Source organism: Streptomyces enissocaesilis, from assembly GCF_039533765.1.
Classification (GTDB): Bacteria; Actinomycetota; Actinomycetes; order Streptomycetales; family Streptomycetaceae; genus Streptomyces; species Streptomyces enissocaesilis.
The window spans coordinates 24,747-49,846 of record NZ_BAAAUD010000020.1 but is presented as its reverse complement, the minus strand read 5'-3'; the positions used below and the strand labels follow the sequence as shown (position 1 = coordinate 49,846).

The 25,100-nt window shown below is 70.5% G+C and carries 21 protein-coding genes and 1 pseudogene; 18 read left to right on the top strand and 4 right to left on the bottom strand.

The features are described 5' to 3' along the window. Nucleotides 1–9: 9 nt before the first annotated feature. The 3 genes from ABD374_RS09845 to ABD374_RS09835 all read right to left on the bottom strand — a co-directional run bounded on the left by ABD374_RS09845 (nt 10) and on the right by ABD374_RS09835 (nt 2,312). Nucleotides 10–885, bottom strand: coding sequence for an NlpC/P60 family protein (locus ABD374_RS09845; protein ID WP_344493557.1), 876 nt, complete (start codon nt 883–885; stop codon nt 10–12). Nucleotides 886–1,042: 157 nt separating this feature from the next. Continuing rightward, entirely contained in the window at nt 1,043–1,621 is a 579-nt protein-coding gene (locus tag ABD374_RS09840) for an RNA polymerase sigma factor (protein WP_425577175.1), read from the bottom strand. A gap of 25 nt (nt 1,622–1,646) precedes the next feature. Beyond that, a complete protein-coding gene (locus ABD374_RS09835) occupies nt 1,647–2,312 on the bottom strand; it encodes a M15 family metallopeptidase (RefSeq protein WP_344493555.1) in 666 nt (221 codons plus the stop codon). A 255-nt stretch (nt 2,313–2,567) separates the two neighbouring features. Between ABD374_RS09835 and ABD374_RS09830 the strand changes: the two genes are divergently transcribed. The 4 genes from ABD374_RS09830 (at nt 2,568) to ABD374_RS09815 (ending at nt 7,286) form a co-directional block, all read left to right on the top strand. Continuing rightward, entirely contained in the window at nt 2,568–5,828 is a 3,261-nt protein-coding gene (locus ABD374_RS09830; protein WP_344493553.1) for an AfsR/SARP family transcriptional regulator, read from the top strand. Nucleotides 5,829–5,951: 123 nt separating this feature from the next. Next, complete coding sequence (locus tag ABD374_RS09825; protein WP_344493551.1) at nt 5,952–6,380, top strand: hypothetical protein; 429 nt, start codon at nt 5,952–5,954, stop codon at nt 6,378–6,380. Nucleotides 6,381–6,490: 110 nt separating this feature from the next. Then, nucleotides 6,491–6,868, top strand: coding sequence for a hypothetical protein (locus tag ABD374_RS09820; protein ID WP_344493549.1), 378 nt, complete (start codon nt 6,491–6,493; stop codon nt 6,866–6,868). A gap of 37 nt (nt 6,869–6,905) precedes the next feature. Next, on the top strand, nt 6,906–7,286 hold the full coding sequence (locus ABD374_RS09815; protein ID WP_344493547.1) for a hypothetical protein: 381 nt from the start codon (nt 6,906–6,908) through the stop codon (nt 7,284–7,286). 203 nt (nt 7,287–7,489) lie between these two features. On the opposite strand, the pseudogene ABD374_RS09810 reads toward ABD374_RS09815, so the two are convergent. After that, nucleotides 7,490–7,627, bottom strand: a pseudogene (locus ABD374_RS09810) (IS5/IS1182 family transposase); the annotation flags it as partial. Between the two features lie 2,036 nt (nt 7,628–9,663). On the opposite strand from ABD374_RS09810, the gene ABD374_RS09805 reads away from it, so the two are divergent. The 14 genes from ABD374_RS09805 (at nt 9,664) to ABD374_RS09740 (ending at nt 25,100) form a co-directional block, all read left to right on the top strand. Beyond that, nucleotides 9,664–10,140 (top strand): hypothetical protein, encoded by a 477-nt coding sequence (locus tag ABD374_RS09805; protein WP_344493545.1) that lies wholly within the window; start codon nt 9,664–9,666, stop codon nt 10,138–10,140. Beyond that, nucleotides 10,137–10,628, top strand: coding sequence for a GNAT family N-acetyltransferase (locus tag ABD374_RS09800; RefSeq protein ID WP_344493543.1), 492 nt, complete (start codon nt 10,137–10,139; stop codon nt 10,626–10,628). Before ABD374_RS09805 ends, ABD374_RS09800 begins: the two co-directional genes overlap by 4 nt. After that, nucleotides 10,625–12,277 (top strand): amino acid adenylation domain-containing protein, encoded by a 1,653-nt coding sequence (locus ABD374_RS09795; protein WP_344493541.1) that lies wholly within the window; start codon nt 10,625–10,627, stop codon nt 12,275–12,277. The genes ABD374_RS09800 and ABD374_RS09795 overlap by 4 nt, the downstream gene beginning before the upstream one ends. Further along, entirely contained in the window at nt 12,270–13,220 is a 951-nt protein-coding gene (locus ABD374_RS09790) for an alpha/beta hydrolase fold domain-containing protein (RefSeq protein WP_344493539.1), read from the top strand. Before ABD374_RS09795 ends, ABD374_RS09790 begins: the two co-directional genes overlap by 8 nt. 73 nt (nt 13,221–13,293) lie before the next feature. Then, nucleotides 13,294–14,928: an AMP-binding protein gene (locus tag ABD374_RS09785; protein ID WP_344493936.1), complete on the top strand. Its 1,635-nt coding sequence runs from the start codon at nt 13,294–13,296 to the stop codon at nt 14,926–14,928. A 2-nt stretch (nt 14,929–14,930) separates the two neighbouring features. Further along, a complete protein-coding gene (locus ABD374_RS09780; protein ID WP_344493537.1) occupies nt 14,931–15,623 on the top strand; it encodes a rhodanese-like domain-containing protein in 693 nt (230 codons plus the stop codon). A gap of 48 nt (nt 15,624–15,671) precedes the next feature. Then, complete coding sequence (locus tag ABD374_RS09775) at nt 15,672–16,925, top strand: NAD(P)/FAD-dependent oxidoreductase (RefSeq protein WP_344493536.1); 1,254 nt, start codon at nt 15,672–15,674, stop codon at nt 16,923–16,925. Nucleotides 16,926–16,969: 44 nt separating this feature from the next. Further along, complete coding sequence (locus ABD374_RS09770; protein ID WP_344493535.1) at nt 16,970–17,956, top strand: DMT family transporter; 987 nt, start codon at nt 16,970–16,972, stop codon at nt 17,954–17,956. 81 nt (nt 17,957–18,037) lie between these two features. After that, entirely contained in the window at nt 18,038–18,592 is a 555-nt protein-coding gene (locus tag ABD374_RS09765; RefSeq protein ID WP_344493533.1) for a DUF3291 domain-containing protein, read from the top strand. 315 nt (nt 18,593–18,907) lie between these two features. Then, a complete protein-coding gene (locus ABD374_RS09760; protein WP_344493532.1) occupies nt 18,908–20,881 on the top strand; it encodes a class I tRNA ligase family protein in 1,974 nt (657 codons plus the stop codon). After that, nucleotides 20,878–22,002, top strand: coding sequence for an NAD(P)/FAD-dependent oxidoreductase (locus tag ABD374_RS09755; RefSeq protein ID WP_344493530.1), 1,125 nt, complete (start codon nt 20,878–20,880; stop codon nt 22,000–22,002). Before ABD374_RS09760 ends, ABD374_RS09755 begins: the two co-directional genes overlap by 4 nt. A 67-nt stretch (nt 22,003–22,069) precedes the next feature. Then, nucleotides 22,070–22,579, top strand: coding sequence for a GNAT family N-acetyltransferase (locus ABD374_RS09750; protein WP_344493528.1), 510 nt, complete (start codon nt 22,070–22,072; stop codon nt 22,577–22,579). Continuing rightward, a complete protein-coding gene (locus ABD374_RS09745; protein WP_344493526.1) occupies nt 22,576–23,877 on the top strand; it encodes a lysine N(6)-hydroxylase/L-ornithine N(5)-oxygenase family protein in 1,302 nt (433 codons plus the stop codon). The genes ABD374_RS09750 and ABD374_RS09745 overlap by 4 nt, the downstream gene beginning before the upstream one ends. Beyond that, nucleotides 23,877–25,100, top strand: coding sequence for an amino acid:polyamine antiporter (locus ABD374_RS09740; RefSeq protein ID WP_344493524.1), 1,224 nt, complete (start codon nt 23,877–23,879; stop codon nt 25,098–25,100). The genes ABD374_RS09745 and ABD374_RS09740 overlap by 1 nt, the downstream gene beginning before the upstream one ends.

The following is a 25,100-nucleotide window of genomic DNA, read 5'->3' as shown; positions in this document are numbered from 1 at the left end:
CCCCGTGGATCAGCAGGTGGGAACCCCGGGCAGCCAGGCCGCCGGGTCGTTGATGTAGATGTTCGAGATCCATGCCTTGTACTGCGGCAGGTAGGACCAGGCGTCGTTGGTGTAGCCCTCGGCGGTGACCGACTCCCCGCGTGCCTGGCAGAGCACGTCCACGGCCGTGGGGCCGGGCAGCCGGCCCACGGGAGGCTGCCGGGTGCCGGGATCGGCACGCAGGCTCACATCGGTGCCCCAGGTCATGAACCGCTTGGTGCCCGCGGGCGGCTGCGCGGCGCCGGCGATGCGCAGGGCCCCCGCGTACTGGGAGGTGAGCCGTACGTCACTGACCATCACGAGCGTCCCGGACTCCCGGGCCTCGACCATCCTGCCGTTGCCGAGATAGACGGCGATGTGGTGGACGCTGCCGAGGTCGGCCGGGTCCGTCCCCCACAGCAGCAGGTCGCCCGGCTGCAGCGGAGCGATCCCCTGGGCGCGGGTGAACCGGGCGGTGGCACCGCTCCACTTGGCCTGGTTCCACGTCCCCTCGGGCAGGGCGATGCCCGCTCCCTGCCACGCCGCGTACTGCACCAGGTGCGAGCAGTCGAAGCCCTTCACCTGGCTGTCGTGGGCGCCGGGGCCGCCGCCGGGGTAGTCCTGACCGTACGTCGGCCCGTGGACGGAGCCGCCGCCCCACGAGTACGGCACCCCGATCTGTGAGCACGCGGCGTTGACGATCGCCTGTGCCCGGGCGGGCGCGTCCGCCAGGGGACGGCAGCCGGCGGCGGCCACGGCCGTCGAGGAGACCGGCGACGGGGCGGCCATCGCCGTACCGGTACATGTCAGCGCGGTGGCGAGCAGCAGCCCTCCCGCCGTCGCGAGGGTGAGGTTGGTGCGGCGCATGGGGTTCCCCCTTGTGTGGTCGGTGCGACGTGCGCGGGCGCTGTACGGGTCGGTGGCGTCCGGCAGTCGGTCGTGCTGCCGTCGCGCGTGTCGTCGGTTGCTGCCGGTCGTCGTCGGTTGTCGTCGTGGAGGAGGCGGCCGGTGCGGCGGCCGGTTCCTATGCGTCGAGCGCGGCGCGGATCTTGGCGAGGCCGCGCATACGGTTGCGCTGGACCGTGCCGCGGTGGGCGCCGAGCCGTTCCCCCGCCATGTCGTGGGTCAGGCCCTCGATGTCGACCAGGATCACGGCCGCCGCCTCCTTGGGGGACAGCCCGCGCAGCAGCGCGGCCGTCACCGCCTCGGCCTCCCGCCTCGCGAAACCGCCGTCCCAGCCGTGTTCCGGCAGCCGGTCGGTGCAGCGCTCCTGACGCGAGGGGTGCCGCCACAGGTCGCGCAGCAGGTTCAGCGCCGCCGCGCAGGTGTAGGCGTACGGCTGCTGTTGACGCGTCAGGGTGTGGGCACGTGCCCGGCGGGAGAGTCTCAGGTACGTCTCCTGCAGCAGGTCGTCGGCGTCGTACGGATTGCCGGTCAGGGCCAGCAGCCTGCGCCGCAGCCTCGGCATCACGGCGGTGAACGCCTCGTCGAACTCGGCGGCGGTCATGTGGTCGGTGAAGGCCGCCGTGGTCGTGCTCGGCGTCGTGGTGTCGGAGGTCTTGGACGACGTGGTCATCGTCGTCGCGATGCAGGTGTTCTCCACGGTGTTCCCCCGGGGTCCGGCTGTCTCAGACTGTGGTTGGGCTCAGGGAGGCGGGACCGTACTTGGCCGTCGGCGCTTCGGTCAGGAGCGCCCAGTACCGGTCCCCGTACGACCAGTGCCACCACTCGGTGGGGTAGTTGACGAACCCAGCGGCCGTCATGGCCCGCCCCATCGCCGCCCGGTTGGCACGGGCGTCGGCGTCGATGTTGAGCGCGGCGGTGCGGCAGCCGCCCTCGCTCTCCTCGGGGGTGGCGTTGACCTGCGTACCGAGGGACAGCTCGGCACCGTCGTCCGTGCACAGCGTCAGGTCCACCGCGCCGCCGCTGACGTGCGGGGCGACCTCCGGGGGCGAGATGTACGCGCTGGCCAGCTCGCGGATCCGGTCCGCTCCGGCGTCCGGATGCGCCGCGCGCAGCGTCGCCGCGTAGGCGTCGAAGTAGCGGCGCTGCAGGGCGGGCGGCCGGAAACCCTCCACCATCAGCAGGCGGATGCCCGGAGGCAGCGCGTCCTGTGCGAGCAGGAGCCGGCGCAGCACGTCGGCCCTGAGATGTGCGTACGAGCCGTCGTGGTCGGTCTTCCGCGTGTCGACCCGCAGTGCGGCGACCTCCCGGGCGTCGACCAGGGGTTCACCGTTCTCGTTGACACGCGTGGCGGCGACCCGGGGGTCCGAGAGAAGGATGATGTCCGTCACGCTCACAGCGTGGAGGCGGGCGATGCAGGATCGATGCAGATCCTCTGCAGGACGCATGCAGCGCCGGGAACGGGCCACCCGCACCGGCAGACCTGATGGGTTCCGGCCACCCCGTAGGCCACATCGGCCAGCTGTGAAACCGGTGGTCCGGTGTCCGGCGTGAGTGTCCCCGGGGGCCGATAAATTGTCCCCGACCGCGGAAACGTGAAATCGGGGGACACGGTGGACGTTTGCCTTCTGGGTCCGGTCGAGGTGGTGAGCGGGGGACACCGGATCGCGCTGAACGGCGCCAAACCGACCGTGATCCTCGCGGCTCTCGTCGTGCATCTCGGCGAGGTGCTGTCCGTCGAGCGGCTGGTCGACCTGGTCTGGGAGGAGGAGCCGCCCGCCACCGCGCGGGCGCTCGTCGCCTCGCACGTCTCCGGGCTGCGCCGGTCCCTGGCCGGTACGGAGGGCGCGGAGGCCATCCGTACCCGCTCCCCGGGTTACGTCGCCGAGTTCCCGCCCTCCGCCGTGGACGCCCGGTGTTTCGAGGTGGCGTTCGCGGCCGGACGGAAGGCGGCCGCCGCCGGGCGGGCCGAGGAGGCTGTCGGGATCCTGCAGGCGGCGTCGCGCCTGTGGCGTGGCCGGGACGCCCTGGAAGGGCTCGGTCAGTCCTTCGCCCGTGTCGAGGCCATGCGTCTGACGGAACTCCGGCTGGAGGCGACAGAGCTCCGCTTCTCCGCCGAACTGGACCTCGACCGGCGCACGGATCTCGTCTCCGAACTCGTCGCCCACGTCGCCGCCCACCCCCTCCGGGAGCGCCCGCGCGGCCAGCTGATGACCGCCCTGTTCCGCGCCGGCCGGATGCCCGACGCGCTGCGCTGCTACGACGAGGGCCGCCGTCTGCTCCGTACGGAACTGGGCGTGGACTGCGGCCCGGAACTGCGCGCGCTGCACCAGGCCCTGCTCCGGGCGGACACGACGGTGCTGGGAGCGCCGGCTGCCCGAAAAGCCGCGCCCGCCGGGAAGGGACCCGTGCCCGCACCGGCGGTGGCTCCCCCGCGCTCGGACGAGGACACACCGGCGACCCGCCGTTCCGAGCGGTCCCACGACGACACCGGTCATCCGGCGCCCAACCAACTCCCGCCCGACGTGGCTGACTTCGTAGGCCGTACCGAACAAACGGCCTGGGCGACCGCCCTCCTCGAGGAGGCGCGCAACCCGCTGCGCACCGCGCCGCCCATCGGGGTGATCTCCGGCCGGTCGGGCACCGGCAAGACCGCCCTGGCCGTCCACGTGGGCCATCGCACCGCCGCGCTCTTCCCCGACGGACAGCTCTTCGTGGACCTGCGTGCCTCGGACTCCGAGCCGGTACGGACCGCGGACGCCCTGGCCCGACTGCTGCGCGCCCTCGGGGTGGACCCGGAGAGCCCGGCACGCGACGAGGAGGACCTCCTCGGGCTGTACCGCACGCACATGGCGCGCCGCCGGGTCCTGCTCATCCTCGACAACGCCGTCAGCGAGGCCCTGCTGCGCCCGCTGCTCCCGCCGGGCGGCGGCTCGGCCGTGCTGATCACCGCCCGCCGCCGGCTGATCGCCCTGGAGGGCGCCGCCCACCTCGATCTGGGGGTGCCGTCCGAGACGGAGGCACTGGACCTGCTGGCCCGCGTGGCCGGTCCGACCCGGCCCGCCCTGGAGCCCGACCGGGCCGCCGAGATCGTCGCGCTGTGCGGTCGGCTTCCGCTCGCCGTCCGTATCGCCGGTGCCCGGCTCGCCGCCCGCCCCCACTGGACACCGGCGCGGCTCGCGTCGCGCCTGAGGGACGAGCGCCGCCGACTGGACGAACTGCAGGCGGGCGACCTGGAAGTGCGCGCGAGCCTCGGACTGGGCTACGCGGACCTGGACAGGCAGGAGCAGCGCGCGCTGCGCCGCCTGGCCCTGATGGATCTGCCCGACTTCGCCGCGTGGGTCGCCGGGCCGCTCCTGGACGTGAGCGAGGACGACGCGGAGGACGCGGTCGAACAACTCGTGGACTGCCACTTCGTGGAGGTCGTGGCCACCGACGAGACGGGCAGAACGCGCTACCGCATCCACGATCTGGCGCGCGAGTACGCCCGGGAGCGCTGTTTGGCCGACGAGGCCAGGGAGGGACGGGAGGCGGCGGTCCGCAGACTGGTCGCCCGCTGGCTGGACATGGCCCGCGTCGCGGCGGCCCATGGCCCGGGCGGCGCGTCCCGGCTCCTCCCGGTCACCACGACCGCCGGGCCGGCGCGGGTCGTGGACGGGTCGGCGCAGGTCGCGGGCGGGGCCGCGCGGGAGGTGGACGGGGTGGTGCACGCTGCGGGCGGGTCGGCCCAGGTCGCGGGTCGGACCGCGAGGGTCTCGGACGGGTCGGCCCCACCGACGGAAGCGTGGGCCCACCTGACGGACGAGCCGGCCGCGTGGTTCGCCGCTGAGCAGCCGTGCCTGCTGGCCGCCGTCATCCACTGCGCGGACCACGGAATGTTCGACGCCGCCCGCGAACTCGCCGCCACCCTCATGGCCGCCTCCGTGGCCCTCTACAACCAGTTCGACGCCTGGTCCCGTTCCCACGACGTGGCCCTGGCGGCGGTACGCCGTGGCGGGGACGTCGAGGGGGAGGCCTGGCTGCTGAACGGTCTCGGCCAACTTCGCCTGGAGCAGGACCGCTTCGACGAGGCGCACGCGTTCTTCGCCCTGGCGCTGCGGCTGTTCGAGGAGCGATCCGTACGCATCGGCTGCGCGGACGCGCGGGCCGGCATGGGTGCGGCCCGCCGTGAACAGGCCCGCTTCGACGAGGCGCTGCCCCTGCTGACCTCGGCGCTCGAACAGTACCGGGAGCCGGAGGACACCTTGTCCATGGCCCATGTGCTGTACGGCATCGGGTACGTGCACCGGGAACAGGGCCGCGACGACGAGGCGTGGGAGGCCCTCTCCCGCGCCCACCGTCTGTACGTCACCGCCCGGGACCGGCACGGCGAGGCGCTCGCGCTGCGCTCACTGGGCCTGTGTCACCGGGCGCGGGGGGACCTGGCGGGTGCGGAGACCCTCCTGCGGCAGTCCCTCGCCATCTTCGAGGAGACGGACGACGCCTACGGCGTCATGTACGCGAGCCAGTCCCTGGCCAAGGTCGAGTTCCGGCAGGGCCGGATGGCCGAGGCCCGGCAGCGGCTCGACCGGTGTCTGGAGATCACCCGCGAGCGTCAGGACATGTTCGGCGAGGCCCTCGTCCTGCGCACCATCGGCGAGTGGCACCTCGTCGCGTCCGACTGGGAGACGTCGACCGAGACCCTGCGACAGGCCCTCGGCCTGTGGGACGAGCTGCAACTGCCGCTGTGGCGTGCCCGCACCCTGCGGGACCTGGCCCGCGCCGCACTGGCCCAGGGCGAGACCGGAAGGGGACGCGAGTTCGAGCAGGAGGCGTACGAGGTCTTCCACCGGCTCGGCACCCGCGAGGCGCTGGAGCCCCTGGAGCCCCTGGAGCCCCTGGAGCCACGGGACACTCCGGGGCACTGAGGCAGCCGCCGTACGGCGAGCGATGCGGTGCCGTACTCATACGAGAGGCGACCACCCCCCGTCGCTGGTGTGAACGGCGCGGCACCCGCCGCCCGCGACCACCTGCCGGAAGATGCCTCCACCATGACGAACACGTCACCACGCATGCTCAGAGGGCTGACCACGGCCTTCCTCGCCGCCGCCGCGGCGCTGGCAGGTCCCGCGACCGCGACGGCGACCGCGCAGCCCGCCGCTGCCGAGGCGGCGGCGATGGACTTCACGGAGGTCCACGTGTGGGCGACCGGAGTCAACGTACGCAACGCCGCCTCGGGAGCCCCCTTCGAGCAGTGCAAGACCTTCCCTTCCCGTCAGAACTGCCAGGTCGTGGCAACGGTGTCCCAGACCACCGTGACCGCCTACTGCCAGAAGCGGGGAGAGCTCATCAACGACTCTGGCTACAGCAGCCGGTGGTGGACCTACCTGGAGTCACCGAGCCGGCAGTGGGGCTGGGTGAACAACGTGTACATCACGGGGGACGAGCACCTGGCGCACGTCAGCGACTGCCCGTTCTGACAGGAAACACATTCGCGAAGGTGGCCCGCGACACTGTCATACGGACGCACCGCCCCTTCCGTCGTAGAGCCGAACAGCAAGCATCCACCAAAGCGGCAAAGGGGAAAACAATGGCGAAGCGGTCCACCAGGCTGTCGGCAGTGGGACTGGCGCTCGGCGCGGCTGTCTCCCTGCTCGGCACGGCCGGCAGCGCGGAGGCCGCCGGGCAAGCCGTGAACACCACCGTCCAGGCCGGCAGCAACATCCGGGCGGGCGCCACCACGAACAGCCGGCTCGTCGGCACCACCGAGTTCCTGAGCACGGCGTACATCGAGTGCTACACGCGCGGCCAGTACGTGAAGGTCGGCAACTACGGCACCGACGTCTGGTACTACGGCAACGTCTTCGACGACGACGCGACACCGGCGCACTTCTACGGGGACGTGTGGGTGTGGGGCGGCAACGTCAACGTCGGCGCCGACCCGTCCCCCGACGTCGCGCCCTGCTGATTCCGTTGATCCCGCGACCGAACCGAGGAGCATGCTCATGACCAAACGAAGTGTGTCGACCGCGGCTGCCGGGCTGGCGCTCGGCGCGGCCCTCTCCCTGCTCGGCACCGCCGGGACCGCCGAGGCCGCGCCCCCCAGCACCGACGGCTACGCGGCGACCGTGCAGGCGCACAGCAACCTGCGCGACGCCCCCAACACCAGCAGCCGGATCTGGGGCACCACGACGAAGGTGACCGAGGCCGGCGTCGCGTGCTACACGCGCGGCCAGTACGTGAAGGTCGGCAGCTACGGCACCGACGTCTGGTACTTCGGCACCGTCATCGACTACGACATCGGCCACATCTACAGCAACGTGTGGATGTGGGGCGGCAACGTGAACGTGGGCGCCGACCCGGCCCCCGGCATCCCCGGCTGCTGACCGACTCACCCTGCCCGGTCCCCCGCGCTCCACGTTCCCCCTCCGTGTTCCCCCTCCGTCCTGTACGGATGCCCGGGGTCGCGGTCGTGTCCGGGACGAGGCACGGCACGGGACCTGGTCGGACACCGTCAGGCCGTGTGTCGAAAGTGCATCTTGAGCGGTGGAATGATCTCGGATCACCGGTCGGGGGGATCTCACGGACGCTTGAGGCGGGCCCGGACCCGTCGGTGTTCGGCGTCGCCCTCCTCTTCGCCGGGCAGCAGGGCTCGTCCGGGGCGTTTGCGGTGCGGGACGACGAGCCCGGTGTTGATGTACGCGCCGTCGGCCGGCACGGTCACGCCTTCGGGCTCCTGCGCTACGGTGAGTGACCGTCCCTGTGCCTGTCGTCGGTCGGCGGCCGGCCGGAGAGCCATGACCTCGTCGCGCAGCCAGCACGAGAGTTTCCCGTGCTGGCCCGGTGCTGACTTCGGGCGGCCGATGACAGCGAAACCGCAGCTGGTAGCCCTGATCGGGTGCGTTGTCGTACCACTCGACGGTGGTCGCGATGAGGCTCGCGGCGACGATGCGCTTGCTTGAGTGAACTGGGCGTGGGCGGGGCGGATGCCGGGGCGGCCATGAGTACCACCTCCGGACAGTTGGCGGGGACGTTTCCGTGGCGACACACCGTAGGAACACGCAGGTCAGTGGCGTATGTGGCGGGTCACCACAGTTCCGGGGGCGGTTGTGCCCCCGACCACCACGACAGGCACTTCGACGCTGCTCCGGCCGGCCGCGGCGGTGCCCGGTCACGTGCCTGCCGGCAGCGGGGCGGAAGCGCGTCCGGTGAACTCCTGGCGGCGACTGCCGGGCCGGGGAGCAGACTGCCTGTCACCTGGCGTCCACTCGGTCCGGCAGGGGCTGACGCAACCGCGCAGGTGGATGCGGCCGTCCGCGCCACTCGTGGGGGGCACCCCACCGGTGCCTCCCCGAAGCGGACGCCTTCGCGCCAGGTGGTGCACGGGATGTGCGGATGGCCGTAGACCATCGTCGTCGCGCGGAAGCGGCGTCGGGGATCCCGGCGGGGCGACGGCCCGGTGGCGATGCCGCGAGCCCGGCACCGGGCTGCACGGCCGGCGCAGGGGGCGGCGGGTCGAGGAGGCACTCCGTCGGTGCACACCGCACCGGCGCTGTGGGCGTAGGCCAGGCCCTCTTCGCGGGTGGCGCCCCCGGTCGGCAGGAGGCTGTGGTCGTAGGGGAGTCACCACGGCATCGCCGAGGCGATGGCCTGGCTGATCGCCGCCGCCCTTACCCGGCTCCACCTCGCCCGCCCACTGGCCGAGGGCCCGCGCCGCCCCTGGGAACGCCCCGCCGAGCCCCGCCACCTCACCCGCCTTGCCCCCGCCCGGGTGCGCCGGGGGTTTCGCAATGTCCGCGAACAGGCAACAGGGTCCGGCGCCATGACGTCGGCAAGGCGGCCGAACGCGCCGCATCGGTCAAGGAGCATTCAGCTCGACGAGGTCAAACGTCGAGCCGGCACCCGCGGAAGCGGACCCTGCACGCAGGCTCCGGCAGCGGTGACGCGCAGAGCCCTCTGGCGGGCAGGTGGATCCTTGCACGCACGATGATCACCATGCAAGATCATGTGGCACTTGACACATGGTCAAGAGCCTTGATTTTACGGTTTGATGGCGCAGCCATATGGCGACTGATGCTTCGGATCTCATCACTTGGGACTCGACCGCCAATGCTTGACATGATCCATCGGCGCCGACCTAAATGTGCACGAGTGCCGACGGCCCGGTCTCCGGCCGGCAGGTCATCCCGGGAGCCGCTCCGCTCCAATGACCCAATCCTCGAAAGGGATTGACGATTGCTCAGGTCCGAACGACTATTCAACACGGCCGATGTGGGATCGCCGGAGGCAAATTCCCGCCGAGGCCGACCTTGCCTGCCGGCAGCGGCTCACCGTCGTGTCGGCACCCGCCTGAACAGCAGCAATGGCACGAACGACAGGAGGAGGGCCGCCCCGGCGCGGTCGGAGCCGGAGCGCACCCGGGCACGCCGGGAAGGCCCGCGCCCCCGGCCGGAAGGGGAGACGGACATGGAGTCCAAAAACAGATTCCAGCGCAAATCGGCAACCGGGCCTCAAGGTGCCTGAACGATTGAGGTTAACAGTGACCAAACACTGCGATAACCCTAACCATTAGTGCCGAAACGGACAGAAGAGCAGCATTCTCACGGATCGCCATTCTGGGCGCAGTCAAGAGAGACCAGGTTGAATACCGCACGCGTCGTAAAGCGGATGGACGCCTTCCGCATTGACGATCTGAACCAGTTCGGAGGCGAACGAGCGCATGATGGAGATGGCCGGCCACCCGCGGGCGGGGAACGCCGTCACGTGAACCCGCTGACGTATTCGCCGCGCCTGGTCAAGGCGCTCCCACCGCTGGATGTGTCCGGCCGGGTTCTGAAGGTGTACGGGATGTTCGCGGAGCCGGAGCGCTGCTCCACCCTCCCGGCGCCGGAGTGGCTGCAGCAGCAGGTCGCCTCGGTGCTGCGCGAACCCCCGCAGGAGGGGGACCACCCCGTCGGCTTCCTGATCCTGCACTACGGGGAGGAAGGCGACTACCTGCTGGTGAGCCAGTGGTACGACGCCAACATGCTCAAGCACTGGGTGCGCGGCACGGCGGTCGACGCCGAGGGGAACACCACGGTCGCTCCCCTCGCCCAGCGTGACCTGATCGCCTGCGTCTGGGAGCTCGAGGTCATCAAGTTCGAGCGCGACGCCTGGGTCAACACCGTGCTGGCGCAGGGCCGTCTCGACCAGGCCTCGCTCGACGCGTACCTGGCCACGACCTTCTCGGGGTGGGTATGAGCCGCGTCGTCCGCGACATCCGCGACATCAAGGTGCAGCCGATCGAGCCGTGCCACCTGGACGCGCTGCTGGCGCTGTGCCGCGAGCACGCGGCATACGAGAAGGCGGACTTCCGTGAGAACGGCCAGGTCGAGCGCTGGCGTACGGCGTTGTTCTCGGAGCAGCCGGCGCTGCACGGCTGGGTGGCGACGGACGGCGGGAAGCCCTGCGGCTTCATGACCGTCACCATCGACTACGCCACCTGGAGCGCCGAACCGTTCGCCTACATGGACTGCCTCTACCTCCAGGAGCCGTACCGGGGGATGGGGCTCGGCCGCATGTTCTTCGAGCGGCTGCGGGAGTTCGCCGTCGCCCGTCGATGCGGCTGGGCCGAGTGGCAGACCCCTCCGCACAACGAGCTCGGCATCGGCTTCTACCGGCGGATGGGCGCCGGAGCCAAACCCAAGGTCCGCTTCCACTACGGCGTTGAAGGGAAGGGTGTCTCGTGACGGAGACCTCTCTGCCGGTGGCGTTGCCGGCACCGCTGCCCCCATGGTCGCTCGACCCCGCCGACCAGGCATTCCCGCCGCCGGCGCTCGGCGACATCGTCCGAGCGGCGGCGAGCAACTGGCCGGACCGCCCGGCGGTCCACGACGGACGAAGCGGTCTCACCTTCGCCGAGCTGGAGCGGCAGGCCCGAGCGCTCGCGGCCTGGCTGAGCGAGCAGGGCGTCGGTCACGGTGACCGGGTCGCGATCCTGGCCGAGAAGTGCGCGATCATGCCCGTCCTGGCCATCGGGATCTGGAAGTGCGGCGCTGTCTATGTGCCGCTCGACGCCGCGCAGCCGGTACCCCGCCTGCGCAGCCTGCTCGGTCGCCTGCGGCCGCGTGTCGTGATCGCGTTGGACGACCGGGAGCCGGCGGTCGCCGACGTCCGCTGGGCCGGCCGGACGGAGCTTGACGCGGCCCTGTCGGGACCGGCCCCGGAACGGCCGGCCGTGGCGCACCGTCCCGAGGACACGGCGTACATCATCTTCACGTCGGGGTCGACGGGAGAGCCGAAGGGCGTCGAGATCAGCGTCGCCAACCTGGTCGCGTACTTCGGGAACCACAACGAGGTGCTCCGTTTCACGCCGGCCTCACGGGTCTTCAGCCTGTCGCCGTTCCACTTCGACGTGTCGATCGAGGACACGCTGCTGCCCCTGTCGCTGGGCGCGTTCGTCCACCAGTTCCGCGGCGTCCACGCAGGCGCCATCATGCGCACGATCATCAAGCGCGAGCGGATCACACACCTGATCGCGGTGTCCACGCTCCTGACCATGATCACGGAGAACGGGCGTCACGTCACAAGGGAGAACTTCCCCTGTCTGCAGATGGTGATGACGGGCGCGGAGGTCTGCGACCCCGGTGTCATCAACGTCTGGAAGACCGGTCTCCCCGAGGTGCGCGTCATCAACGCCTACGGGCCGACCGAGGCGACGATCGTCTGCGTCACCCATGAGATCGAACGGGCCGACGCGGAGCGGACGAGTTCGTACCCGATCGGCCGGCCCCTGCGCGGCGTGGCGGCGCGGATCGTGGAGGACGGGGCCGAGGTCCACGAGCACGGCCGGGCCGGCGAGTTGTGGATCGGCGGCGAGCAGGTGATGCGCGGCTACTTCGGTCAACCGGAGGAGACCGCCCGCCGCGTGGTCGAGGTGGACGGCGTCCGCTACTACCGCACGGGCGACATGTGCAGCTACGACGAGGACGGCAACATCGTGTTCCGCGGCCGGAACGACGACGAGGTGAAGCTGGCCGGCCGTCGGATCCACCTGGGTGAGATCCGGCAGATCGTGCTGGGCTCCCCGGGCGTCGAGCGGGCGGCCGTCGCGCTGGTCCCGCGCCACGGCCACGACGTGATCGCCCTCGTGGTGATGGCGCCGGACCGGGCGGTGGTGGAGGACGTCGAGAAGCGGCTGGCGGACCTGCTGCCTGCGTACATGCGCCCGGCCCTCGTCGCCTGGTCACCCGTGCTCACCGTGTCCTCGACGGGCAAGACGGACGAGAAACTGCTGATGCGGCGGCTCGCCGAGGCGGCTGGAGGGTCGAGCGCGACGCACTTCGCGTTCACGCCTGCCGGGGGCGTCGAGCCCGTCGACGGGGACGGCGATGTCTGACACGGAAGTGCGTTCCCTGAACGTCGAGTTCGGCCGCCTGGCCGCCGCCAGGAAGATCATGGGGGTGAGGTCGTCCACGGGCTCGCTCGCGGACGACCGGGTGAACGCCGAGCGTTGGATCGCGCGCTTCGGGAGCGTGGACGAGCCTGACGACGGCGCGACGATCGACGCGGGTGAGCACTCGGTGATCATCCGGCCGGCACAGGAGGACGCGGCCCGCCCGTATGTCATGTACATCCATGGCGGTGGGATGGTCTACTACTCGACGGCCGTCTTCCGGCCTTTCCTGCGGGACTTGGCGAACACCCTGCACGCACCGGTGGAGGCGTTCGAGTATCCGAAGGCGCCGGAACACACCGTCGAGGAGGCGGTGGAGCGGCTGGGGAAGCACATCGCGGCACGGTGTCGCGCGCTGGGGGACCGGCAGCTCGTCCTCGCCGGTGACAGCGTCGGCGGACTGCTCTCGCTCTACCTCGGCCTACGAGTCCTGCCCGGGGTCTTCTCGCGCATCGTGCTGATCTACCCGGTCCTCGACCTTCACACGGAACGCGAGTCCTACCGGACGTTCGGCGAGGGCCACTTCCTCGACGGCGCCGCCATGCGGCTCTTCAAGTCGCTGCTGAACCCCTTCTTCTCGGAACGGGCCTTCGACCCGTTCGCCCTGCCGGAGAGTGATCTGGCCCGGTTGCCGGCCTGCTCGATCGTGACGGCCGGCTGCGACGTACTCCGTGACGAAGGGCTCGCCTGGGTGGAGCACCTGGCCGGTCGGTCGGCCGGGCTGCGCCATCAGCACTTTCCGGATCTCCCACACGACTTCTGCCTGTACGCCGGCAAGCTGAATTCAGCCAGGAGTGCCGTGGCCGAAATCGCCGGGACCGCATTTCATCTCGAGGAGGGGCATGTCCAGTCGCTCATCGAATTCGCGGCGACGGCGGAGTCATGAATTTGCTTGACGGTCGATCTTGCTGGTCAATAAAATTAGTACAGGAAATGCGAACGGAAGGGCAGGACTGAGAGTGGTAGTCAAAGCTGAGGCGGTAGCACTACCACCCTGGTCGATCGATCCTGCCGACGAGGCCAACCCGGCGCCCGCTCTCGGTGATCTGCTGGTGGCTCCGGCCCTCAAGTGGCCGGACCGCGTCGCGATCGGCGACGGAGACGCCGACTACACGTTCGCCCAGCTCGAGCAGGGCGCCCAGGCGGTCGCGGCCTGGCTGACCGCGCAGGGGGTCGGCGCCGGGGATCGCGTGGTGGTGCTGGCCGAGAAGCGCGCGGTCATGCCGATGCTCGCCGTCGCCATCTGGAAGTGCGGGGCCGTCTACGTCCCCCTCGACGCCGCTGAGCCGGCGGCCCGGCTGCGAGGACTGCTCGCGCGTCTGCGGCCGGTGGCCGTGATCGCGCTGGACGACCGGGACCCGGTGGCTCCCGTCGGCTGCCGGCTGGACAGGGAACAACTGGCCAAGATTCTTTCCGGGCCGGCGGCGACCCATTCCACTGTGGCCCATCGACCGGAGCAGGCCGCGTACATCATTTTCGCGTCCGGTGCGACGGGTGAGCCGCAAGGGGTCGAGAACAGCGCCGCCGGTCTCGTCGCCTATTTCGGCAACCACAATCAGGTGCTCCGCTTCACATCGGAATCTCGTGTTCTGAGCCTGTCGCCGTTCAATGTGGATGTCTCGATCCAGGACACACTTCTTCCCTTGTCGCTGGGAGCCTTTGTCCACCAATTCCGCAGCCTCCCCGCCGGCGCCGTCATGCGCGCCGTGATCGGCCGGGAGCGGATCACTCATCTGATCGCGGTCTCGATGCTCCTGGCCATGATCACCGGGGACGGGCGTCAGATCACCCGGGCCAAGCTGCCCAGCCTGGAGACGGTGATGACGGGCGCCCAGGTGTGCGACCCCGCCGTCATCAACACATGGAAACAGCAACTGCCGGAGACCCGTGTCATCCACGCCTTCGGTCCGCCCGAGGCCACGGTCTTCTGCCTGACCCACGAGATCGAGCACGCGGATGCGGAGCGCACGATCGCGTATCCCATCGGCCGGCCCCTGCGGGGCATGGACGCCAGGATCATGAAGGACGGGGTCGCACTCCACCAGCCCGGCGCACAGGGGGAACTCTGGGTCGGCGGCGACCAGGTCATGCGCGGCTACTTCGACCACCCCGAGGAAACCGCGCGTCTCGTCGTCGATCTGGAGGGGACGCCCTACTTCCGGACCGGGGACATATGCAGCTACGCGGAGGACGGCACCATCGTGTTCCACCGTCACGACGACGAGGAGATCACGTGGTTGGCGGGCCGCCGTACCCACCTGGGCGAGATCCGTCGGGCCGCCCTGAGCTGCTCCGGCGTCGACCGGGCTGCTGCCGCCGTGATCCGGCGCAACCAACGCGACGTGGTCGCTCTCGTCGTCACGTCACAGGAGCGACAGGTGGTGGCCGACGTGGAGGCGCACCTGCGCGGTGTGCTGCCCGACTACATGCGTCCGGCCCTGATGGCCTGGTCGCCCGCCGTACCCACCCCATCGACTGCGCAGGCCGGTGAACGTCAACTGATCGAGCGGCTCACGACAGCGGCTCAGCAGTCGAACTCCAACTATTTCGCGCTGTCGGCCGATGGTGCCGTCGAGCCTATTGAGAAGGTGTAGCGATGTCTGTAGCGGTGAAGGACAAGGTCGCCGAGAACCTGGAGGCGGCGCTGGGCAAGCCGGTGGACCTCGACCCGCTGCCCGACGACACGTCCCTCAGCACCCTTGGTCTGGACTCCCTCCTGACCATCAGCGTCCTGGTCACGCTCCTGGAGGACTGCGGCGTCGACCTGGGAGAGCACGCGGACTCGCTGGTCACTCCGAGCACCCTCGGCGATCTGTACGCCATAGCGGGCCGGTTCATGGGAGACGAGGACTCGGCCCCGGGCGAGAGCGGCATGTCCCGGGAGCAGCGATCCCAGTTGGACTACTACCAGGAGAAGCTGGCCTACGAGATCGACTCCGCGGATCTGAAGGCGGCTCTCGAAGAAGGCCAGGAACTGGTCGTCGTGGACGGCCGCAGCAGCGAGTCCTACGACAGGGAGCACATTCCCGGCGCGATCAGCATTCCTCATCGCTCGATCTCTCAGGATTCGCTGGCCGGTCTCTCCAAGACACCGCTGTACGTCGCCTACTGCGACGGCATCGGCTGCAACGCCTCCACCAAGACGGCAATCAAACTGGCGACCTCGGGCTTCCGGGTCAAGGAGCTGATCGGCGGCCTGGACTGGTGGAAGCGTGATGGCTATGCCACCGAAGGACACGCGTCCCGACACGATGCCCACGCCCACGTCGACTGCGGGTGTGCGGGCTAGGCAGCGGGGAGAGAGAGTCAGCCCGAGCAGAGAGATGGTAGTCAACCTGTGAGTAATCCGAAGTTCGACCAGTCGCAGTTGGACGTCGCGGTGGTGGGCGGGAGCATCGCCGGCTGCGCCACCGCGATCCGCTTCAGCCAGATGGGTTATCGGGTCGGGATCTTCGACAAGAAGGCGATGAACGACCAGTCCCACAAGCGGCTCTGTACCCATTTCATTCAGCCGCACGCGGTGCCGCTACTGGCCGAGCTCGGGCTGGCCCATCTGTACGAGCCTGCCTGGTCCGTGGCCACCAAGGCCGTCTTCGTCACCCCCGGGGGCGTGGTCGAGGGACCCGGAGGGTACGTCCCGGGGCCCCCGGATTCCTACGCGCTCAATCTGGAACGGCGGGTGCTCGATCCCGCGCTGCGGGCAGCCGTGCAGAAGCAGGGGGTCCAGTACATCGACTCCACCACCGTGGAGAGCATCGAAGAAGACGAATCGGGCTGGAACCTCGATACTCGCGGTGAGACCGGTCCCCGCCGCTTCCGGGCCCGTCTGGTGGTGGCCGCGGACGGGCGCCGTTCGCGGCTGGCCAAGGAGCTCGGCAACCCGACCGAACATCATCCGAACGAGCGGGCAGCCCTCTTCGGTTACTTCTCGGGGATCAGGACCCGGGAGGACAACCGCTCGGTCTTCATCATGAACGACCGGGACCTGGCCTGCGTCTATCCGCTCGTCGAGGGCAGGACGCAGCTCGTCCTCTTCGCGGACAAGTCACGGGTCGAGGGCTGGCACGGGGCGGACGGCCGGCTCCAACAGTTCTTGAAGTACTTCGATGAGCTGCCGGACGCGCCCTCGGTGTCCGATGCGGTCCCGGAGACGGGCCTGCTGGGCTACAGCGACTATCCGAGCCAGATCCGTCAGCCGGTGGTGGGCTCGGTCCCCTTCGTCGGAGACGCGGCCCTGTCCGTGGACGCCATGAGCGGCGTCGGTTGTGGATTCGCGTTGGTGTCGGCCGATCTGCTGGCCCGCTCGTTCACTGACCGGTCGTTGGACAAGGCTGATCTCGGAGACGGACTGGCCGAATACCGGCAGCGGTTCGAAGACGCCATCCTCCCGCACGTCGAGGGCATATGCGGGGACTCCCTCGTCGACAAGAACGAGGCGTCCCGGCAGAGGATGTTCCAGACCATCAGCGGCAACCAGGAACTGAGCCAGAAGTATCTGGCCCTCACCGGTCGCATGCTGATGCCAGGGGAATTCCAACGAGACCTCATGCGTGCGCTGATGACCCGGGGTGCTGCTGGTCTCAAACGCTAGCCCGGCCCATACGCCCCGTAGAGTCAAGAAACAGTGATATTCGTATGAAACAAGCTCCGTCACTTCTCATCGGGGTGCTGTGCGGCGTCAGCGCCAACCTGATCTGGGGGCTGGCGTTTCTGATGCCGGTACTGCTCCCCGACGCGGACGCTGTCGCACTCGCGCTGGGACGGTACCTCGTCTTCGGACTGGTGTCGCTCGGCATCGTGCTCTTCACACGCGGCGCCGGGATGCGCGGCTTGGGCCGGCGCGTATGGTTCACGGCCCTGGCGTTCGCCTTCGCCGGCCACCTGGGCTACTACTTCTTCCTGGTGCAGGGGATCAGGCACACCGGGGCTCCCATCACCACCGCGATCATCGGAACGCTCCCTGTGACCGTCGCGCTGACGGGCAACTGGGTCCGCAAGGAGTTTCCGTTCTCGCGCCTGCTGATTCCTCTCGGATTCATCACGGTCGGTCTGGTCCTGGTCAACCTCGTGGAAGTCGACTGGGGAACCGCCCTCGGCGGCCACTCGGGAACGACTTGGGTGATCGGCATCGCTTCGGCGCTGACGGCGCTCGGCCTGTGGACGTGGTACGCGGTCTCCAATGCCAGTTTCCTCAGAAGGCACCCGGAGATCTCGTCGTCCGCCTGGTCCACGCTCATGGGCGTGTGCACGCTGGCGCTCTCACTGGTCGCCTTGCCGATCGCCGCAGTGTCCGGCGGAGTACACATCGAAGGAACGGGTTCGCTCCTTCCTCTGGTCATCGGCAGTCTGGTGCTCGGCCTGCTCGTCTCATGGGTCGGGACAGTGCTGTGGAACCGCTCCTCGGGACTGGTGCCGATTTCCATCGCGGGGCAGCTCGTCGTCATCCAGGTGATCGCCGGACTGCTCTATGTCTTCACGTGGGACGGCCGTATGCCACCGCCGCTGGAGCTGGCCGGAATCGCACTGCTCATCGGCGGCGTGCTGCTGGCCATCCAGCGCACCCGCAGAACTCCGCCGGCCGCTGAGGCCCGACTCACCGAAAAAGCCGAGGTGAGTTCATGAACCGCCGGACGCTGTGACGGTGAAGAGCGACCTTCGGGGCCGAAACCCGGCAGGGTACACACAAGGGGAGGACAGAGACTGATGTCGCGCGTCGCGTTCACGACTTTCGCCATCCTGAAGAAGCCGTACGGGAATCCCGAGGTTCAGGAGTTCGACGACCTGACGCCGCCCACGTTCGAAGAGGCGGAACGCAGTCCGGGATTCATAGCCCGGGCGAAGGAGAGCCCCGACCAGAGTCATCTCACCAACTTCGAGCGGGACTGGGGCGACTGGGGCAAGTTCGACGTACCGCGCTTCTACACGGGCGGCCGGACCAACGAGACCGACAGCCGTGCTTCCACCCTGTCGCTGTGGAACGATCTGGAGTCCGCCTTCTCCTTCGTCTACACAGGTCTGCACCGCAGCACGTTGCGCAAGCGGCACGAGTGGTTCCTCAAGCCCGAGTGGCCCTCCTACGCGATGTGGTGGGTCTCCGACGACACCATCCCCACCTGGTCGGACGCCTGCCATCGGCTGGAGCACCTGCACGACCACGGCCCGACTCCCGAGTCGTTCAGCTTCCGCCGGCCCTTCGCCGCCGACGGCACCCCGACCCGGCTGCGCGGCATGGCCGAGCGGCGAGGGGCCGATGCCTGACCGTCCTCCCGGTCCGCGTCCCTGAGGCGCTCGGCTTCCCGCACGGCATGACGCGTGCGGGGACCGAACTCACCTCGCGCGGACCGGTGGTGATCGAAGCGCCGCCGCCGGCCCGGGTGGGCACCGAGCCCCGCCGCCCACCCGCCGAGTACCTGACGCGCTTCGCCCACCGTGTCGCCGCAGGAGCCGGCCTCGAAGGCCGCACGGCCCCTCTCGACCGTCCGGACAGGCCGTCCGCTTGCCCAACGCGCCCGCGGTCCGCATCGCCGGCGCGCTGATCCACCTCATCCACTCCACACCACCCAGGGATTTTCTGTGATCACGCGTGCCTTCGACAGGTCGGCGATGAGCTGGTCCTATGAGATGCACCTCCAACCCATGCTGTCCGCCACCGACATCGAGGGACTGCCGTTCGGGTCCGTCTTCGGCAGCGTCCCCGCGCACACCGTCTCGAAGCGCCACGCCCACCAGGACGGCGAGATGTTCATCGTCCTGGCCGGCAGGGCCTCCGTAGTGCTCGGGGACGAAGAGCGCGAGCTGGGCCCCGGCGAGGTCGTCTACCTGTCGCCCTTCGGCTACCACGAGATCCGCAACGAGTCCGACGAGGCGTTCGACATCGTCTCGATCTACTGGGAACACATCCCGAGCGCCGTCAAGGTCCTCGAACAAGCCCCTCCGCGCGACGGGTTCCCCGAGCGGACGCTGGTCTTCTGCCCCCCGCCCACGCCCAACGGCGGCTTGCACCTGGGCCACCTCGCGGGTCCGTACGTCCGGGCCGACATGCTGGTGCGCGCGCTGCGCAGCATGGGCCGCGACGCCCGGTACGTCACCGGCACCGACGACCACCAGTCGTATGTCGCCGCCGCCGCGCGACTGCGCGGTACGGGTCCGGCCGACGTGGCCACGGCCGAAGGCGACGCCATCCTGGCGACCCTGCGCGCGGCCGGCATCGGCTGCGACCGGCTCACCCGCCCCGCCGGGGACCCTGAGCACGCCGACCGGATCCGGGAGCTGTTCGCCCGGGTGGCCGCCTCCTCCGCCGTCACGGAGGAGGAGCGCGAGACGGCTTACTGCCCGACGTGCGACCTCTCGCTGCACCAGGCCTTCGCGCGCGGGGCCTGCGGGCACTGCGGCGCGGCCAGCGACGGGGAGATCTGCGAGGCATGCGGCCGGCCCAACGAAGCCCGGGAGCTCACCGGCCCGCAGTGCCGGATCTGCGGCACCCCGGCCGTCACCCGCCCGGAGCGGGCTCTGTGGCTGGACCTCAACGCCTACGCCGAGCAGCTGCGGGACTACCTGCGGGACTCCTACACCTCGCCCGACCTGCAGGCCCTGGTGGAGAGGCTGCTGGACGAGGGGCTGCCCCCGTACCGGCTCGCCCGGAGCAGCGAGTGGGGCGTCGCCGTGGGGGACGGCCAGACCGTCGACGCCTGGGCGGACCTCGCGCTGACCTTCCTGGACGCTGCCCGAGCCGAGTCCGAGCAGGGAGGCCCGGCGAGGATCACGCTCTTCCTCGGCTACGACAACAGCTTCTACTACGCGGTCCTCCTGCCGATCCTGGCCTTCGCGGCCGAACTCACCGAGCACCTGCCCACCGCGTTCGTCACCAACCAGTTCCTGCACCTGGAGGGCGAGAAGTTCTCCACCAGCCGGGGCCACGCGGTCTGGGCCGACGACGCCCTCGCCGCGGCGGGCCCGGACGCCGTACGCCTGGCCCTGCTGCGCAACGCCCCGGAAGGACGCGTCACGCGGATCACCCAGGAGCGCGCCGGCCAACTCGCGCGGGACCCGCTGTATCTCGACGCCCAGGAGTGGCTGGCCGGCTTCGCGGCCCTGACCGAGCGGTCCGGCGGCCAGGTGCCGGGCACCGGTGCCTGGACGGACGCGCACCGCGAGTTCTACCGGTACCTCAACCTGGCCACCCGGCAGCTCGACGGTCTGCTGCTCCCGGAGTCGTTCAGCGCGCGTGGATACGTCCGCCTGCTGGAGTCCTTCGTGGCACGCTCCGCCGAGTTCCGGGCGACGGAGGAGGCGCTGCGCCAGGTCCCGTCACTGGCGGAGGAGGCGCGCACGAGCCTGGCCCTGGAGTACCTGGCGGCCAAGGTGTTCGCCGCGCTGGCCTGGCCGGTCGTCCCCGAGCTGTCCCAGCGGGTCTGGGACTGGCTGGGCCTGCCCGCGCAGCCGGTCCGCGAGGCCGACTGGTCCTTCCTGCCCTCCGGCACCCGGTGCGTGTCGGCCGCTCCCGGCCTGGCGACGGCCGCCGTCTCCTCCGCGGACGGACGATCGTGAGCCAGGCCGGCACGACAGCGTCCTCTTCCGGTGGGGACCTGCCCGCCCGTGCGGACGTCGTGGTGGTGGGCGCCGGGATCACCGGTGCCTCCGTCGCGCACCACCTGGCACGCCGGGGTGTGTCCGTCGTCGTGATCGAACAGTCGCCGCGGTCGGGTGCCGGGGCCACCGGCCGCTCCGGCGGCATGGTGCGTGCTTTCGACCCCGACACGGCGATCGCGGAACTGGCGCTGCCGAGCCTGGCCGCCTACCGGGACGCCGGGCGCTGGGCGTCGGGGCAGGCTCCACTGCACGCCGTCGGCGCCGTGACCGCGGCCGACCGTGCCCAGGAGTCCGCTTTCCGGGAGGCCGCCGGGCAGATCAACGGCGCGCTGCGTACCTCGGCGCACGTGGTGGCAGAGCGTGAGGAGGCGGCGGGGGTACGCCTGGCCGGCGGCGTCGCCCTCGTCGAGCCGGAAGCGGGCTGGGTGGCGCCGGCGGAGGTCACCGCGGACTGGCTGGTACAGGCACGCGCCGACGGCGCCGTCGTCCGCCACGGAGTTCGCGTGCTCGAAGTGGAGGAACGCGGCGGACGCCCGGCGGTGCTCACGGACGCGGGCGTGATCAGTGCCGGGGCCGTGGTCGCGGCAGTCGGGCCCTGGGCGGCCGACCCGGTGCGCGGGTTGCGGCCGGCTTCGCCGGTCCGATCGCGATCGATCCAGGTGAGCATCGTCGAGCGCCGTCCTCCTGCGCCGCCCCACGCGACCTTCGTCGACCTGCGCACCGGGCTGTACGCCAAGCCGGTCGGCACGGACCGGACGCTGATCGGCATGCCGCACCTCGTGTGGGACGCGCCCTTCGACGCGCAGCCGGACCCCGCGCACGCACAGGCCACCGTTTCCGCGCTCACCGCCCATTTCCCGTGGCTCACGACAGCGGCGCACCTCAGCACGGTCCGCGCCACGGACGCGTACGGCCCGCCCGGGGGCGGCGGGCCGGCGGCCGGCCTGCTGGAAGGCACCGGCGTGCCGCACGTGTGGTCGGTACGGGGCTGGAACGGCGGCGGTGTCAAGACGGCACCGGAGGCCGGCCGCCGCATCGCGGAGGCGTGCGTGGCCGACGCCTTCTGCGAAGCCGCCTGACAGCCGCCCGCTCGGCGACACCCCCACCTGCTATCGACTCCCTCTCACCACAGCAACGAGGTGCTCCATGCCGGACGCAACCGCTCCACGCTTCCTCATCGAGCGCGTGGACGCGTCCAATTTCGAGGCGACCCTGCCGCTCATCGCCGAGTACCAGAGGTTCTACGGCCAAGAGCCCGACGACTCCGGAAACCGGCGGTTCTTCGGCGAGCTGCTGGGGGACAACCCCCACGGACTCCAACTGGCCGCCCGCCAGGGGCCGCACGTGATCGGCTTCACCACCCTCTACTGGGCGCGCGTCTCCACCAGGGCCACCACCGTGGCCCTCCTCAACGACCTGTACGTCCGTCCCGGCCACCGGGGCGGCCGGGAAGCCGGCGTCGGAACGGCGCTGCTGCGCGCCGCCGCACGCGAGGCCGGCGACCGCGGTTTCTCCCAGCTCACCTGGGAGACCGCGCCCGACAACCGATCGGCGCAGGCACTGTACGACCGCTTCCTGCGCGAGGCCCCGGAACCCGGGGCGCCCTCGACTTGGATCCACTACTCGTATCCGCTTCCCACCAAGGGGGAACAGTGACCCACTGCCACGATGTGCTGGGCATAGGCTTCGGCCCGGCCAACCTGGCCCTGGCCATCGCCTTCGAGGAAGAGGGCCACGACCTCGACGTGCGCTTCCTGGAAGCCAGACCGGGCCCGTCCTGGCAGAGCGCCATGATGCTCCCCGGGTCGGACATCCAGAACCACCCCGTGCGCGACCTCGTGTCGCTGCGCAATCCGCGCAGTCGCTACAGCTTCATCAACTACCTCTTCGAGAACGGGCGGCTGCTCGATCACCTCAACCTCCCGGTGGAGTTCCCGCTGCGCAAGGAGTACGCGCAGTACGTCTCCTGGGCCGCCGGCCACTTCAGCCACTTGGTCGACTACGGCGTGCACGTCACCGGCGTCACCGTCGACCGCGATGCCGAGGGCCGTCCGCTCTACACCGTCACCACCTCCGCCGGAGACACCCTCCAGGCGCGCGCTCTCGTGATCGGCACCGGGCGTACCCCCTTCATCCCGGAACCGTTCGACGCGGTGGACTCCCCGCGCGTCTTCCACCTGACGCGCTACCTGCCGGCTCTGCAGGAGCTGGAGGAGCTGGGCGTCGCCGGAGAAGGCGACCGGTCGCCGCGCGCGGTGACGGTCATCGGTGGCAGCCAGAGCGCGGTCGAACTCACGCTCGACCTCGCGCGGCGCTATCCCCGCGCCCGCGTGACCACCCTCGTACGCTCCCTGACGCTCCGCCAGAAGGACACCAGCCCGTTCAGCGAGGAGGGGTACTTCCCCGGCTTCACCGACTACTACTACCGCGCCTCCCGCGAGCGCAAGCACGTCCTCGACGCGTACATGCGCCCGACGAACTACTCGTCGGCCGACGGAGATGTGCTTCACGAGTTGTACCGGCTCATCTACGAGCAGCGCCTGGACGGCGACCAGAAGGTGTTCGTCAGCGGCAGCCGCCAGGTGCAGGGCCTCGAAGTCCGAGAGGACGGCGTCCACCTCGGTGTCGAGGAGCTGAACACCGGGGAGACCGAGGAGCACCGGGCCGACTTCGTCGTCCTGGCCACCGGATTCCGTGATCTCGGCCCGGCTGCCCACCAGGACCGCGTCCCCGCTCTCATGCGTGACATCGCCGACGACTTCGTCTTCGACAGCCACGGGTACCTGGCCGTCGGCCCGGACTACGAAGTGCAGCCGCTGGACGCCGGCATGCCCGCGCTCTTCCTCAACGGCTTGTGCGAGTCCTCCCACGGAATCGGTGACGCCGGCTCGTTCAGCCTTCTGTCGCTCAGAGCCAACGTCATCGCAGAGGGCCTCCGGAAGCGTCTTCCGTAATGGAGCCGGCAGGCACCTCTGTCCCCGGCGCGGCGGTCGCGCCGCGCGGACCGGGAACGGATACGGGCGGCCGGGCGGCGCGAAGGCCGGAGCTGGAGATCGCCGCACACGTCTCCAGCGGTGTCCTCGGCGCCGGGATGCTGGTCATGCCTTCCGTCGTCGCGGCCTTGACCGGCGGGCGCAGCCTCCTCGTCTGGTCGGCCCACATCCTGCTCGGCGGATCGGTCAGCCTCATGCTGGCCATGCTGGTCCGCGCGAGGGTGCGGCCGACCTCGTTGGCGGGTGCCGTCGGGACCCTGCTGGGCACGTGGGCGGAGCGGGCGGTGGACGGCGTCTTCGCCATCGCCTTCACCGCCGGGCAGGCGGCGATCGCATGGTTCGCCGCGACCTGTCTGCTGACGGCCGCCGACGGTTCTCTGCCGCGTCCGGGGGCGGACGGTCTCCTTCTCGCCCTCGTCATTCTCGCGGTGGCCGTGCTCGCGGCGCTCAGTCCGCTTTCGCTTCCGGCCGCTGTGCTCCGGCTGCGTCTTTGGGTCGCCGGGGCCGTGGCGCTGGCCTGCGCCGCATGGGGCTGGCCAGCCGCGCTTGCGGTCGGTTCGCACACGCCGCTCGCACCGTCGGGACTCTCTCCCGAAGGTGCCCAGTGGCTGGCCCTCGCGGCGCTGTTCTTCGCCGGTGTCGGATGGGAAGCGGTCACCGCCGTGGTCCCCGTCGCCGCCGCCGGGCCGAGGCGCACCGCCGCGGGCGTGGCCCTGGGAGTGGCCGCGGTGGCCGCCGTCTACCTGGGGCTGGCCACGGTCCACCGTCTGGCCGCCGGGACACCGGCAGCCCAGGACCCGGTTTCCGCACCGCTGCGCTGGGTGCTCGCCGGGGCGACGGTCGCCGTGCTGACCTCCTACGTCTTCACCAATGTGCGCACCGCCGCCCGGATCGCCGTACGGCTGCGCCCCGGCGAACGGAGCCCCTCCGAACGAGGCCCCGGCAAGGCCGTCGTCACGGCCGTCGGCATCGCGTGCTGCGCCTTCGCCTGGGCGGGGACGCTGGACGGCGCCGTCCCCCTCCTGCTGCTGGGACCGGCCGCGGCCGCGCTGGTCGGCTACGCGCTGGCAGCCGCCGCCGCCGTGCGCTGCGGCGGGCCGCTACTGCGGTGCGCCGGAGCCTCGGTACTGCTCGTGCTCGTGGGCATGGCGGTCCTCGCCGTGCCTTTCCTGTTCGGTGGATGA